At 42.1% G+C, this 14,047-nt stretch carries 12 protein-coding genes and 1 pseudogene; 9 read left to right on the top strand and 4 right to left on the bottom strand.

The features are described 5' to 3' along the window. Positions 1 to 235: 235 nt before the first annotated feature. The 4 genes and pseudogenes from MKI85_RS08565 to MKI85_RS08555 all read left to right on the top strand — a co-directional run bounded on the left by MKI85_RS08565 (position 236) and on the right by MKI85_RS08555 (position 2,035). Positions 236 to 616: a SpoIIAA family protein gene (locus tag MKI85_RS08565; RefSeq protein WP_241626841.1), complete on the top strand. Its 381-nt coding sequence runs from the start codon at positions 236 to 238 to the stop codon at positions 614 to 616. Positions 617 to 744: 128 nt separating this feature from the next. Next, entirely contained in the window at positions 745 to 882 is a 138-nt protein-coding gene (locus MKI85_RS08560; protein ID WP_241626839.1) for a hypothetical protein, read from the top strand. Positions 883 to 888: 6 nt separating this feature from the next. Beyond that, positions 889 to 1,254: pseudogene (locus MKI85_RS16970) on the top strand (class I SAM-dependent methyltransferase). 469 nt (positions 1,255 to 1,723) lie between these two features. Beyond that, positions 1,724 to 2,035 (top strand): ankyrin repeat domain-containing protein, encoded by a 312-nt coding sequence (locus tag MKI85_RS08555; RefSeq protein WP_241626837.1) that lies wholly within the window; start codon positions 1,724 to 1,726, stop codon positions 2,033 to 2,035. A 63-nt stretch (positions 2,036 to 2,098) separates the two neighbouring features. Here MKI85_RS08555 and MKI85_RS08550 read toward each other — a convergent pair whose 3' ends face one another. Both MKI85_RS08550 and MKI85_RS08545 read right to left on the bottom strand, forming a co-directional pair. Continuing rightward, complete coding sequence (locus MKI85_RS08550) at positions 2,099 to 2,611, bottom strand: transglycosylase SLT domain-containing protein (RefSeq protein ID WP_241626849.1); 513 nt, start codon at positions 2,609 to 2,611, stop codon at positions 2,099 to 2,101. A 791-nt stretch (positions 2,612 to 3,402) separates the two neighbouring features. Next, on the bottom strand, positions 3,403 to 4,098 hold the full coding sequence (locus MKI85_RS08545; RefSeq protein WP_241626835.1) for a TIGR04219 family outer membrane beta-barrel protein: 696 nt from the start codon (positions 4,096 to 4,098) through the stop codon (positions 3,403 to 3,405). Between the two features lie 759 nt (positions 4,099 to 4,857). Here MKI85_RS08545 and MKI85_RS08540 point away from each other — a divergent pair. The 3 genes from MKI85_RS08540 (at position 4,858) to zupT (ending at position 7,388) form a co-directional block, all read left to right on the top strand. Continuing rightward, complete coding sequence (locus tag MKI85_RS08540; protein WP_241626833.1) at positions 4,858 to 6,336, top strand: sodium-dependent transporter; 1,479 nt, start codon at positions 4,858 to 4,860, stop codon at positions 6,334 to 6,336. Between the two features lie 9 nt (positions 6,337 to 6,345). Then, the gene (locus MKI85_RS08535) at positions 6,346 to 6,489 is read left to right on the top strand and encodes a methionine/alanine import family NSS transporter small subunit (protein ID WP_100242359.1); all 144 of its coding nucleotides are present in this window, start codon (positions 6,346 to 6,348) and stop codon (positions 6,487 to 6,489) included. Between the two features lie 89 nt (positions 6,490 to 6,578). Further along, positions 6,579 to 7,388, top strand: coding sequence for a zinc transporter ZupT (gene zupT, locus MKI85_RS08530; protein ID WP_241626831.1), 810 nt, complete (start codon positions 6,579 to 6,581; stop codon positions 7,386 to 7,388). 47 nt (positions 7,389 to 7,435) lie between these two features. Here the strand turns inward: zupT and rsmB are convergent, their stop codons facing one another. Together rsmB and fmt are read right to left on the bottom strand one after the other, a co-directional pair. Further along, a complete protein-coding gene (rsmB, locus tag MKI85_RS08525) occupies positions 7,436 to 8,743 on the bottom strand; it encodes a 16S rRNA (cytosine(967)-C(5))-methyltransferase RsmB (RefSeq protein WP_241626829.1) in 1,308 nt (435 codons plus the stop codon). After that, positions 8,743 to 9,702 (bottom strand): methionyl-tRNA formyltransferase, encoded by a 960-nt coding sequence (gene fmt, locus MKI85_RS08520; protein ID WP_241626826.1) that lies wholly within the window; start codon positions 9,700 to 9,702, stop codon positions 8,743 to 8,745. Before fmt ends, rsmB begins: the two co-directional genes overlap by 1 nt. A 420-nt stretch (positions 9,703 to 10,122) precedes the next feature. On the opposite strand from fmt, the gene ilvD (MKI85_RS08515) reads away from it, so the two are divergent. After that, a complete protein-coding gene (ilvD, locus tag MKI85_RS08515) occupies positions 10,123 to 11,952 on the top strand; it encodes a dihydroxy-acid dehydratase (RefSeq protein WP_241626824.1) in 1,830 nt (609 codons plus the stop codon). A gap of 266 nt (positions 11,953 to 12,218) precedes the next feature. Then, positions 12,219 to 13,904, top strand: coding sequence for a dihydroxy-acid dehydratase (gene ilvD / locus MKI85_RS08510; protein ID WP_241626822.1), 1,686 nt, complete (start codon positions 12,219 to 12,221; stop codon positions 13,902 to 13,904). Positions 13,905 to 14,047 lie beyond the last annotated feature (143 nt).

Genomic DNA, 14,047 nt, shown 5'->3' with positions numbered 1-14,047 from the left:
CCATGTGAGAGTAAGTCATCGCCAGCTCATTAATTCTAAAAACACCCCCTTCTACTAAGAAGGGGGTGTTTTTTTATTGTCGGGAATAAGAAAAATACAGAATTAAAACCCGCTGTAACTAGAATAACTCCACAAAAAACTCAAAAAGGGCAAAATTAATGAATGTAAGGTTATCCAATCTTATTTTCTGTACTTTCTATGCTGTATTAGAAAATTTTAGAACGAGGTGGCTACTATGAGTAAAGAGAATCACGGAATTAGGATAGCTGTTAAAACTATCGATTCAGAGTCAATTTTGCTATTAAAAGTTACTGGAAAGTTAATCCATCATGATTATGAGGAAATTATTTCAGCTTTAGAATCTAGCCTTAAAGAGATTAACTCTGAACACATCAAAATACTGGTCGATATAACTGAGTTTTCAGGATGGGAGCCACAAGCAGTTTGGGATGATTTTAAGCTAGGTTTAAAAATTGGTTTTAACATAGATAAAGTTGCGATCTATGGTGAAAAAAAATGGCAAAAATTAGTGGCTAAGATTGGAAATTGGTTTATCTCTGGCGAAATAAAAAATTTTGCTGATTATCAATCATCTATTAAGTGGTTAGTTGATTGATATTATTGCTGTTTTAATTGAAATGATTAGACTAAGCTTAAAAACTAAAGTTGTGATTTTAAAAATAAACTGCATGATTTAAATCAATGGTGAAGCAAAGTTAACATTTTGATGAGGAGGTCTCATCAATGAATCCTGATGGCAATGATGTCATCCAAACGCATCATACTCGTGTGAACTTGGATGAGATTATATTAGCTGCACTAGAAAAAGCAGGTCAAGATGTTCACTGCCTGACACCTGAGGATTTAGCTCTGATTGATTAATTTCATATTCGTGGCAGAGTTGCGACAATCGAATTAGCACGAGCAGTCGGGCTTGAACAAAGCATACCTGTACTTAATGTTGGCAGTGGCATAGGCGGAACTTCACGATGTTTAGCTGAAGTGTTTGACTGTCATGTCACAGGTATTGATCTGATAGACGAATACTGTCAGGCTGCGAAGATGCTTTCTGTTCGAACAAACCTTAAGTATTTTGTTGATTTTCATCAAGGTGATACGACGGAACTTCCATTTGATGATTAGACCCTCGATGTTATTTGGACACAACATGTAGCGATGAACATTCCCGATAAGGAGCAGTTCTATAAAGAAATGTACAGAGTGCTAAAGTCAGGTAGCACACTTGCTTTATGATGTTCTTGCTGGTCCATCTGGGACTGTGCTTTGTCCTGTACCTTGGGCAAAACACAAGAGAGTCGTTTTTTGGTCGAGCCATTTGAGCTTCGTAAGGACTAGGTTGATGCGGGATTTACGATTCAAGATTGCTCGGATACCAAAGACGCAGCACGTACATGCTTTGTGACACTTGTTGAGAAGATTAAAAATGAAGGCTTACTATCCCTTGGATTTCATCTTTTCACTTAAGTCAGATTTTCAAGTGATGGCGTAAAATCAGCGGTGAAATCTTGAAGAGGAGAGAATTGTTCTTGTACAAGTGAATGCAAAGAAATAGACACAGCCGAATACAAGTTTAGAGTTGTTAGGCATATTGGCATTGAGCTTATTTTAAGCTTTAGCTGTTATTAAAATTTACAGGTAGAACAGTCACGAAATTTAGGTTTTAATTGTGGTTTGAGAGTGAAAACTAGAATGGTTATATCATATGAAACTGAACTCTTTCTCACAGATCCCCGAAGATGATGAAGAACTTCATCTCCCAGAGCTTGTGTATTGGTCGTCTTTAGGGGATGTCGATCAAGTTGAACAATTATTATTTGATGGTGCTGACCCGAATCAAACAGATGAAGAAGGTTATAGCGCTTTACAAGCTGCAGCGGAGAATGATCATTTAGATGTCGTGAAGTTGCTGGTTAGCAAAGGGGCGAGAATCGATTATCGTTCTGAATATACCGCGCTTGAACTCGCAGAAATGGCTGAAAATAAAGCCGTGATTGAGTATTTAAAAAGCTTATAAATCAGGAACTCTGAGAAAAGCCCAATATGAAATTGGGCTTATCAAGTTTAATAAGGCATGAATTTAGAATGAGCCTTTTAATTTTTCTTCGTGTTGTTTCACCTGTTGTGCATATTTTTTGCCTTGGCGCCGCATTTTCCAGCTCGACTCATAGCCAGTAGGACCGACATTATAGTAGGCGAGGGCTTTTTTCCAACTGCCTGCGGATTGATTATATCTCGCTAAAATGTAGGTGCCACAATTAATATTACTGGCTTCTTCAAATAAATCACCTGGACAAGTTTGTTGCCAATAAGAAGGCATCACTTGCGTTAAACCCACTGCGCCTGCTGGTGAAATGGCATAGTTTCGATAGCTGGATTCTTGGTGAATCATCGCTGCAATTAGCAAAGGATCGACTTGATATTGTTCAGCACTTTGCACAATCATCGGTGCAACTCGATTTGCTGTAGCTGAATCTACGGCGTAAGCCTTTTGAATACCTGTAGAGAGTTTGGTTGCACGCTTTTCTAAAGAACTACCACCCAAACTGGAACAGCCTGAAAGAATTAGCAAGCCCAATGCAGCCAAAGCCATTTTAATTCGTGTTGATTGTTTTAAGTTGAGTAAATGATGTTGTGGTTGTGAGTGCAACAAAATGAGTTTCCAAAGATGATTCAAGCGTCTTAGATGTTAGGTAGCCTAATATAGTGAGTCAATATGAATTACTTTAATGAATAGAAGTATTCTGTAATGTTTAAGCATCTCAAATATTGATGATTTTTAGTATTAATAAATACAAAGAAAAGCCCCCATCATCCTGACGGGGGCTTTTCTGTATGTGGTATTTTGTAATCAACTCCTGTTAATTACGACGCTTCCTGCGATATTTATTCTTATTTAAAGAAACTTCCTGTCTCTGTATATGCTTATATTATGCTGATATGCACTGAGGGCATAGGCGTAAATCGCGTTGCTTACTGTAAGCCAAAACCTACAGGGTTGCATCGCAATATGAGCATGCAAAATACAACGCAGGCTATCTTCTGATACCTATCATCAAGTACAGATGAGAGATACAAGGGAACTAAGTTGCTAAGATTAATTTGAGTATGGTTTAACTTTCTAAAACGAGTATGGAAAGGAGTTTTATGCACGGGATAGGCTCTTTGCGTATATATTCTGTTCAAGAAAGCCTCGCGATCATACATTTGTATAATGATCAGTTATTCGAAATAGAAAGTATGCTTAAAGACCGATTTTGAAACCGTGATCCATAGCACGATAGCAACATCACCGGCGTCATTTCGTGATTATGATTGAAGTATTGTTAAGGGCAAATAAAAAGCTGAATGATCAACATTCAGCTTTTTGAAGCGATAGTTAGATTAAAAATGTGCATCTAAACCGATATAAGGACCTTTAAATTCAAGTTTAATATCGTTACGGCTGTAGTCATCTAAATCAACCGTAAAAATACGATAACCTGCTTTCAGACCGACATCGACCAACATATTGTCGATAAAGTTATACTGGATTTCCGCCAAAGCATCCGTTAATTGTGCATCATCAAAGTTGCTATACGTCATTTCCGCTTTTGCACTTAGACCCGTAAAAGGCAGTTTTCCGCCAACAGTAGCGTAAATAATTGGATAAGTTTCATCGATATCTACGCGCTGACCAGCGTAATTGGTGATGTCACCGTTTAAGGTGGTTGCACCCGCACCGATATCTAGATCAACCACATTGTCTAAAATTTCATAATAAAGAATGAAGTCGGCATGATCGAGGTTAACGGAATAGTCAGGTTGTCCTAATAAGCTGCTCTTGGTTTCAGTATCCAAATTCACATAGCGAATTTTGGCATTTGGAATAATTGGAACTGGGTGCTCTAAAGCGACTGAAAATTGAACTGCACCATCATTGTCCAGCTTTTCTTTAGTTCCTGGAGCAGTATTGGTCATTTGTGCATCGCCATCATATGCCCAATAACTGATATCACCTTTGAGTGCGACCAAATCAGCTTGAGCTAAACCACTCAAAGCTACACCTAATGTCAGTAATCCTGCTTGTGTTACTTTCATGCTTTTATCCTATATTGTGCTGTGTCTTGGTGTTAAAAACGTTGAAAAGAAGAGTTATTCGATTGTATTTGGAAGAATGATATAGCGATGTGAACAAAGATGCAGTAGTCAAAGTGCTTTTTTACATAAAAGTCTAGACCGGAGGTGATGTAACTTGAGCTATATTTCTGATTTCTGGATAAAAACCTTAAGTTGATCACATCAGTATTTTCTACGCTGAATTTTTTTTTGGATTCCACTTTTCAGTGCGAGATGAATGAAGCAAAACAATGAAGAATCGTGGTATAGACTGGTTATTTTAATACTTTTATATCCAGCCAAAGTGGCTTAGATTCTATGAATTAAGTTTTGCTTAAAATGTAAGCAAAATTGAGCGATAAATTAGAATAATTTTCCAGTATTTGATAGTTCTTGCATTTTGGGCTTTGTTAATCTATTTTTAAAAATATCGCAAATAACGAGTTATATTTTGATCAATTGATTAAAAATAGAATACAAAAGGATGAACTTTCATCCAGAAATTACAGCAAAAAATAACAAAAGTGAGTATTGTTCAATTATTAAGAGGTGAAAACAATCCGAAAGACTTTAACCAAGATTTTGTGTGCATTTCATCTGTTTGCAATTTAGAACGAGACACCCAAAAGGTGGAAGCTAAATCAAACAACAAAAAGATTTTTGAATGGTATCTTTTTTGCTAGCCATATTAATCCGTATAACAAGCAGCAATCAAGTTACCCCAAGGTTTAGGTGTGTTTCATGGCAGATTCTCGTGAAAACTGGACGTCACGATCTGGTTTTATTATTGCAGCCGTAGGTTCGGCTGTAGGTTTAGGTAATATTTGGCGCTTTCCCTACGTTGCTTATGAAAATGGTGGCGGCGCGTTCCTTATTCCATATTTACTTGCATTGATTACTGCAGGTCTACCACTGTTATTCTTGGATTATGCAGTCGGGCATCGTAGCAACAACTCTCCACCCAAAGCGTATCGTGCTTTATTTAAAGGCGGTGAAACCTTAGGTTGGTGGCAAGTGTGTGTCTGTATCATTATTGGCTTGTACTATGCCAGCGTACTCACGTGGGCAGGAAGCTATGTTTACTTCTCCATTGGTCAAGCATGGGGCAGTGATCCTGAGAGTTTCTTCTTTAATACCTACTTAGAAACGTCTAAAGCATCAGGCATCGATTTCCAGTTTGTCAGCCATCTATTCTGGCCAATTGTTGGGATTTGGGCATTGACACTGATCATCTTGTTTGGTGGTGTGAAGAAAGGGGTGGAGCTGTCGAATAAAATCTTCATGCCTTTGTTATTCGTTTTATTCTCATTCCTTGTTATTCAAGCACTGCGTTTACCAGGTGCGGCACAGGGCTTAAATGCGTTCTTTACCCCGAACTGGTCTGCAATGATGGACTATAAGGTATGGCTCGCAGCCTATGGTCACACGTTCTTCTCGCTGTCTGTTGGCTTCGGTATTATGGTGACCTATTCATCATATTTAAAACCAAAAACCAACTTGACGGGTTCAGGTTTGATCGTTGGTTTTGCCAATGCATCTACTGAAATCTTGGCCGGTATTGGTATCTTTGCTGCATTGGGCTTTATGGCACATGCTGCTGGTTCAGAAGTTAAAGATGTCGTGAGTGGTGGTATTGGTCTTGCATTTATTGCCTTCCCGAAAATTATTTCGAGCTTGGGTGCGGGTGCTGACCTATTCGGTTTCTTATTCTTCTCGTCATTGTTTGTTGCGGGTATTTCTTCCATGGTGAGTATTTTGGAAGTTCCAATTGCTGCTATGCAAGATAAATTGAAATGGAGCCGTGCCAAAGCTGTATCGATTGTGGGTGGCGGAAGTGCACTGGTTTCTATCAGTATTTTCTCTAGCGTAAATGCGATTAAACTGGTGGATATTATTGACCACTTTATCAATAACATTGGTATTGTGGGCGGTGCATTGGCATCCATTATCTGTATCGCTTGGTTTAAGCGCTCTGCATTGATTCAGCTTCGTGATCATGTAAACCGTGTATCAACCATTCAATTAGGTAAAGGTTGGGCATTTACATTAACTGTAATTACGACTTTTATCTTAATTACTACACTAGGAATGACCCTGTTCAACTTAGTGAAGAATGGTTACGACACTTACAGCATGAGCTTGCAAGGTGTGTTTGGATGGGGCAGCGTGATTTTCTGTGCTGTCGTTGCAACCGTACTCAGCAAGATGAAAGATCGATAGGAGACCAGCATGAATACTTCTGCAATCATAATGATGATTATTTCGATCACGTTCTTATGGGGCGGCTTGGCTTTATCCATCGCTCATTTGATGAAGCACCCTGAAGAGCTCGATGATGTGCTGGAAGAAGTGAAAGATCAGCACACATTGTAAATAAATTGTTTCAGTAAATACTGAGCATATGCAAATGAAAGCCATTATCATTTAAGATGGTGGCTTTCTTATTTGAAGAGCATGACGGTATGGATCCTCTATTGCCGTATCAAGTTTGGGTTGCATTTGGTGTGACCTTTCTCGCAGGACTGGCAACAGTTTTGGGTGGTGCTTTGGTCTTGTTCTTTAAAAAGCCCAGTTATCGCGTACTCTCGTTTGGTTTGGCATTTTCTGCTGGCGCGATGATTTATGTTTCCTTGACGGAAATCCTGAATAAATCGATTCATTCTTTTAGCCAAGCTTTTGATGATAAAACAGGTTATGCCCTTGGCACGTTCTCCTTATTACTCGGGGTGATTTTGGTTTTAATTCTAGACCGTTGTATTCCCAATCCCCATGAAACCATCGAAGAACAGAGTGCGCATGGCATCAATCAACAACAATTATTACGCACGGGCTTACTGACTTTATTTGCGATTACTGCACATAACTTTCCAGAAGGCTTGGCGACTTTCTTTGCAACGTTGGAAAGCCCAGCATTGGGTGCACCTTTGGCGGTTGCGATTGGTATTCATAATATTCCTGAAGGGATTGCAATCGCTTTGCCTGTCTATATGGCCACACAGAAAAAAAGTTCCGCATTAATTGCCAGTTTTGTTTCAGGGCTAGCCGAGCCTTTAGGGGCGATGATTGGTTACTTTATTTTGGCACCGTATTTGAGTTTTAGTGTCTATGGCGCGGTATTTGGCATTATTGGCGGGGTGATGGTGTATTTGGCTTTGGATGAATTGCTCCCAACCGCCAAGAAATACGCGAAAGGGCATGAAACAGTCTATGGTTTAGTTACAGGAATGGCATGTTTAGCGTTGAGTTTGGTGCTGTTTAAGTTTGTCAGTTAAGCATCAGTGAAGGGAACAGAAACCTGCGTTTCTATTCCCTTTTGGCATTAAGCCGTTTTTTCAATTAAACAATAATAAAAACCGTCACCTTTGCCTGCGGCTGGTAGCAGTTGGCGGCCATAACTTTGTGCAATGCCCCAATCGGCTTGAATCGGCTGCTCTTTGGCATCAGGATGTTGAGCAAAGAAGTCGACCATTTGCTGTTCATTTTCTGCTTTTAAAATTGAGCAGGTGATATACAGCATTGTGCCGCCCACTTTAAGTTGTTGCCACATATTTTCAAGAATTTGCTTTTGTAGCTGAACCGTTTGGGCAATATCACTCGACTGACGCAATAAACGAATATCAGGATGGCGACGGATTACACCAATGGCTGAACAGGGTGCATCGAGGATGATGCAATCTGCAAGCTCAGGTGATGTCCATTTCACAGCATCGGCCGTGATAATTTCAACAGGTACATCGTTTAAAGCCAAACGTTCTAAGTTTTCAGCGACCCGTTTTAAGCGTTTTTCATCTTGATCCAGCGCGATTAGTTTTCTCGGCTGATATTTCTCTAAAATATGTGCCGTTTTGCCGCCAGGTGCTGCACAAGCATCAATCACAAATTTGCCATTCAAGTCTGGCAATAATGTTGCACAAAGTTGAGCATGTTCATCTTGTACTGAAAAACCACCCGCTTCAAAACCAGGCAGGCTTGGGATATGAATACTTTCATCAAGCACAATACCGACATTTGAAAGTTCACATGGGTGTGCTTCAATGCCTTCATCTTCTAAAATTTCAAGATATTCGTCACGGCTGACTTGTAAGGTGTTAACACGCAAAGTTAAGGGTGCAACTTGTTTAAGCTCGTAGCTGATTTCAGCCAGCTGCTCGCCCCAGTCTTTTTTCAAACGTTTGGATAACCAACTCGGTAAATTCGATGCCTGCTCTAGGACATCATAGAATTGTTCTGATTCACGTGTTGCACGGCGCAGAATGGCATTCACGACACCACTTAAGCTTTCCATACCCAATTGTTTGGTTGCATCAACTGTTTCAGAAATAGCGGCATGGGCTGCAACGCGGGTACAGAGCAATTGATATAAACCAACGTATAAACAGGTTTCAACCACTTGGTTGTCCAGAGGTTTAGACAACAACGGTAAAGTCACTTGTTTAAGTGCGTGCCATTGGCGTAAACAGCCAAGTACTAATTCATGGTACAAGGCACGGTCTTTGTCAGACACAATCGCCATTTGTTGTGGCAGAACCGACGCCAGTGATTGACCATTTTGGACAGCCAACAACGTTTTAACAACCTGAGCACGTAAGTTTAAAGTCTTACCCGAGGCGTTGGGAGATGGTCTCATTATAAAATTTGTCCAATAGTCAGTTTTTGAGTTTGTGCAATCTGCACAGGATTTAATGGCTTACCACCCGGCCATTGTAACAGAGTGAGGCAAACAGCTTGCTGATTACCACAAGCCACATGTACGCCTTGTTTATCAATTGCCAAGATCGTACCAGCAGCTTGTTGCGTAACCGTCTGATTCGAAAGAAGTGAGCCCCAAACGCGCAGATTATTGCTTTCATCTAAAGCAATATAGGCAACAGGCCAAGGATTGAACGCACGGATATTACGGTCAATCGCGACAGCGTCTTGAGACCAATCAATTTGTGCTTCGGCTTTACTGAGTTTATGTGCATATACGGTCAGTGCTTCATCTTGCACTTCACGCTGCTCTAAATACTGCTGCAAAGTTTGTTCAGATTCCAACACCGCAACAATCGCTTCAGCACCTTGTAGCGCCAGTTTGTCATGCAGGGTGGCAGAGGTATCGCTGGCTTCAATCGGGCAGTAGGTTTTGTACATCATGTCGCCCGTATCTAAACCTGCCGCCATTTTCATAATGGTCACGCCTGTTTCTGTATCGCCAGTGGCAATGGCACGTTGAATCGGTGCAGCACCACGCCAGCGCGGTAACAATGAACCATGGATATTCAGGCAGCCATATTTAGGCGTATCGAGTACCACTTGCGGCAAGATCAAGCCATACGCAGCCACCACCATGACATCGGCATTTAAATCTTTTAATTGTTGTTGTGCTGCTAAGCCTTCTTCAGTGGAAGATTTGAAGTGTAGCGGTTGATATACCGGCAGATTATGTTCCAGTGCCAACTGTTTCACCGCAGATGCAGTGAGTTTTTGTCCACGACCCGCTTTGCGGTCAGGTTGGGTGTATACCGCCACAATTTCATGTTCTGTTTTCAGTAAAGCAGCCAAAGCACAAGCCGCAAATTCAGGTGTACCGGCAAAGATGATTTTCACACATCAAATTCCATAGAAACTTGCGCCTATTATATGCGAAAACCAACGCCAAGCCGAATGCACGACATCTGCTGTAACATTCAGCTTGGTCAGGTTCAGTTCTGGGTAAAGGAATAGGATTGGATCAGATTTTTATAAACTTTTAGTTATGCAAAATTAAAAAAATATTCATGAAAGTTTTGTATTTAATCGGTGGTGTTCGGTTTATAGTAGCTTCATTCAAGTTCTCTTTGAGATCATGTGTCGGAATATAGCCTGTGTTGTTTGAATGCAGGAAAGTTGAATGCTGGTTGTCTGTTGAACACTTCGCTGTAGTATGATGTTGCCTATATTTCGACTGATTCAAGATGATCTGTCAGTCTTATTTAGCCAGAGTGAATCGCAGATTCATATCAAGCACAAACTTTGTTGGAAATGCAAATGCCTGATTATCGTTCAAAAACATCGACACACGGAAGAAACATGGCGGGTGCGCGTGGCTTATGGCGCGCAACAGGGATGAAAGATGAGGATTTTGGTAAACCGATTATTGCGGTAGTCAACTCATTCACCCAGTTTGTTCCAGGTCACGTCCACTTAAAAGACTTAGGTCAACTTGTGGCTCGTCAAATTGAAGCGTCAGGTGGTGTAGCCAAAGAATTTAATACCATCGCAGTCGATGATGGTATTGCGATGGGGCATGATGGCATGCTGTATTCATTACCATCGCGTGACTTGATTGCGGACTCGGTGGAATACATGGTGAATGCACACTGTGCCGATGCCATGGTGTGTATTTCGAACTGTGACAAAATTACCCCAGGCATGTTGATGGCGTCTATGCGCTTAAACATTCCAGTAGTGTTTGTGTCTGGTGGTCCGATGGAAGCGGGTAAGGTTAAAATTCGTGGCAACGAACACGCGATTGACCTTGTCGATGCGATGATTGTAGCGGCAGATGACAGTTTCACAGACGAAGAAGTAGCTGAATACGAACGTTCAGCATGTCCGACTTGTGGTTCATGTTCAGGTATGTTTACTGCAAACTCCATGAACTGTTTAACCGAAGCTTTGGGCTTATCACTTCCAGGTAATGGTTCAACTTTGGCGACGCATGCGAATCGTAAAAAATTATTCGAAAAAGCAGGTCAGTTGATTGTTGAAATCACCAAACGCCATTACGAACAAAATGATTACAGCTTGTTACCACGTGCAATTGCCAGCAAAGCTGCATTTGAAAATGCCATGACCCTTGATATTTCAATGGGGGGGTCAACCAATACAGTGCTACATTTATTGGCAGCAGCAAATGAAGCAGAAGTTGACTTTACCATGACCGACATCGACCGTTTGTCACGTAAAGTGCCGGTACTGTGTAAAGTTGCTCCTGCAAAACAAGATGTACATATGGAAGATGTTCACCGCGCAGGTGGCATTATGTCGATCTTGGGTGAATTGGATCGTGCAGGTTTGCTCGATACTTCTGTACCGACAGTACATGAAAAAACTTTAAAAGATGCCTTAGATAAATGGGACATCATTCGTACTGAAGACGAAGATGTTTATCAATTCTTCCGTTCAGCACCGGGTGGCGTACCAACGCAAACTGCATTCTCACAAGATCGTTATTACTCTCGTTTAGATGGTGACCGTAACAACGGTGTCATTCGTAATGCTGAGCATGCTTTCTCTCAAGATGGCGGTTTGGCTGTACTTTACGGCAATATTGCACTTGAAGGCTGTATCGTTAAAACAGCAGGTGTTGATGATTCGATCTTGAAATTCAACGGCACAGCACGTGTATTTGAAAGCCAAGATGCGGCGGTAGAGGCAATTTTGGGTGGCAAAATCACCGCAGGTGATGTGGTCGTGATTCGTTACGAAGGTCCACGTGGTGGTCCGGGTATGCAAGAAATGTTGTATCCAACCAGTTACTTAAAGTCGAAAGGTTTGGGTAAAGATTGTGCCTTGTTGACGGATGGTCGTTTCTCTGGTGGCTCATCAGGTCTTTCCATTGGTCACGTTTCACCAGAAGCAGCTGAAGGTGGTGCGATTGGCTTGGTGGAAGATGGCGACCGTATCGAAATCGATATTCCAAACCGTACTATTCACTTAGCGGTGGACGAAGCAACGATGGCAGCGCGCCGTGAAGTACAAGAAGCGAAAGGTTGGCAGCCTGCTGAACCGCGTCCACGTAAAGTGTCTAAAGCATTAAAGGCGTATGCCATGCATACCACCAGCGCTTCAAAAGGCGCAGTACGTGAAATCTAATTTGTAATTCTTTTACAGATTAAAAAAGCACTCCATTTGGGGTGCTTTTTTTATTTAAACGTTCTCTAGTGAGCACGATGGTGTCTCAGACAACATAATAGATTCAAAAATAAAACGGTTAAGTCCATGGAAAGGTTGCTGGGTTCTGAGTCAATGTTTCAAAAAATCATTGTACTTTTATCTCCCGCTTACTTTCTATACACTAAAAAATAGAAGAAATAACCAAGACTGTCGCGCATACCTAGCCAGCACCAAGGACAAATATAATGAGTAAAGACAATATCCGTGAACATTCAGCGCCCGTCTATGCAGGCATTGAAAATGCACCTGCACGTTCCATGATGCGCGCCACTGGCTTTCAGGATGCCGATTTTGAACGTCCATTTATTGGGATTGCCTCGACATGGGCGAATGTCACGCCGTGCAATATGCACATTGATGGCTTGGCACGGGAAGTCGAGTCGGGAGTGAATGCCGCAGGCGGTAAAGGCATTATTTTTAATACCATCACCATTTCGGATGGAATTTCCAATGGCACGGAAGGAATGAAATATTCCCTGCTTTCACGGGAAATTATCGCTGATTCCATTGAAACGGTGATGGGTTGTCAGGCTTACGATGCCGTGATTGCGATTGGTGGCTGTGATAAAAACATGCCAGGTTGCATTATGGGCATGGCACGTTTAAACCGACCTGCGATCTTTATTTATGGCGGTACTATTCAACCAGGGGCAGGACATACTGATATGATTTCCGTATTTGAGGCGGTGGGTCAGCATGCCAAAGGTGAAATCAATGCTATTCAGGTGAAACAGATTGAAGAAGTGGCATTGCCTGGTCCTGGCTCTTGTGGCGGTATGTACACTGCCAATTCCATGGCATCTGCCATTGAAGCTTTGGGCATGAGTTTGCCCGGATCTTCAGCGCAGGAAGCGGTCTCGGCAGATAAAATTCAGGATTGTCAGCGTGCGGGTGAAGCGGTGATGAACCTACTCAAGCTGGATATTAAGCCACGCGACATCATGACCAAAGCGGCATTTGAAAATGCCATTAAAGTTTTGATTGCTTTAGGGGGATCGACCAATGGGGTGCTGCATTTAATTGCCATGGCCCATACCGCGGGTGTCGAACTGAGTCTGGACGATTTTGTACGAATTGGGGCAGAGATTCCCGTGGTGGCAGATGTACGTCCTTCGGGCAAATACCTGATGTCTGAACTGATTGCGATCGGTGGCATTCAGCCATTGATGAAACGCATGCTCGATGCAGGCATGCTGGATGGAACCTGTTTAACCGTGACGGGTAAAACTTTGGCGGAAAATCTGGCAGATGTCGATGATTATCCTGAAGGTCAGCAGATCATTCTGCCTTTTGATGCCCCCATTAAAAAAGACTCACATTTGGTGATTCTGAAAGGCAATTTATCACCGACAGGTGCTGTCGCCAAAATTACAGGCAAAGAAGGTCTGTATTTTGAAGGTCCAGCACGGGTGTTTGAAGGGGAAATCAGTGCCATGCGTGGGATTTTAGAAGGGGAAGTCCAAGCGGGCGAAGTGGTGGTGATTCGTGGGGTAGGACCCAAAGGTGGACCCGGCATGCCAGAGATGTTGAAGCCGACTTCAGCGATTATTGGCAAGGGACTCGGCAGTTCGGTTGCGCTGATTACCGATGGACGCTTTTCTGGCGGCAGCCATGGCTTCGTGATTGGGCATGTGACCCCAGAAGCTTATGAAGGTGGTCCGATTGGCTTGGTGCAAAACGGAGACCGGATTTCGATTAATGCGGAAACCCGAGAAATGACCTGGCATGTTCCAGAGCAGGAAATTACCGCACGGCAAAACCGTTGGGTCAAGCCAAAACCCAATTATACCCACGGTGCATTGGCGAAGTTTGCTAAACTCACCACTGGGGCAGAAAAGGGTGCAGTCACCGATTTAAACTTGGAACTGTAGTCTATCGCGGTGGATTGAACAATTAGTCTTGAATTGTGCTACGTTTTGCTCGAGACTTATTGTATTTTAAGACTTTCTGTTCACTGTGCTGGTTATTTTTCTGCGAATTGAAGACAATTTCACTCGCTATTTCTAGATTAGAG

The sequence above is a fragment of the Acinetobacter zhairuonensis genome (assembly GCF_022601715.1).
Classification (GTDB): Bacteria; Pseudomonadota; Gammaproteobacteria; order Pseudomonadales; family Moraxellaceae; genus Acinetobacter.
This window is presented reverse-complemented; position numbering and strand designations above follow the sequence as displayed.

Coding starts and splice junctions, on each gene's coding strand:
- ilvD (WP_241626822.1), top strand. CDS start 12,219: ATGAGTAAAGACAATATCCGTGAACATTCAGCGCCCGTCTATGCAGGC.
- MKI85_RS08540 (WP_241626833.1), top strand. CDS start 4,858: ATGGCAGATTCTCGTGAAAACTGGACGTCACGATCTGGTTTTATTATT.
- MKI85_RS08550 (WP_241626849.1), bottom strand. CDS start 2,611: ATGGCTTTGGCTGCATTGGGCTTGCTAATTCTTTCAGGCTGTTCCAGT.
- MKI85_RS08535 (WP_100242359.1), top strand. CDS start 6,346: ATGAATACTTCTGCAATCATAATGATGATTATTTCGATCACGTTCTTA.
- rsmB (WP_241626829.1), bottom strand. CDS start 8,743: ATGAGACCATCTCCCAACGCCTCGGGTAAGACTTTAAACTTACGTGCT.
- ilvD (WP_241626824.1), top strand. CDS start 10,123: ATGCCTGATTATCGTTCAAAAACATCGACACACGGAAGAAACATGGCG.
- zupT (WP_241626831.1), top strand. CDS start 6,579: ATGGATCCTCTATTGCCGTATCAAGTTTGGGTTGCATTTGGTGTGACC.
- MKI85_RS08555 (WP_241626837.1), top strand. CDS start 1,724: ATGAAACTGAACTCTTTCTCACAGATCCCCGAAGATGATGAAGAACTT.
- MKI85_RS08560 (WP_241626839.1), top strand. CDS start 745: ATGAATCCTGATGGCAATGATGTCATCCAAACGCATCATACTCGTGTG.
- MKI85_RS08545 (WP_241626835.1), bottom strand. CDS start 4,098: ATGAAAGTAACACAAGCAGGATTACTGACATTAGGTGTAGCTTTGAGT.
- MKI85_RS08565 (WP_241626841.1), top strand. CDS start 236: ATGAGTAAAGAGAATCACGGAATTAGGATAGCTGTTAAAACTATCGAT.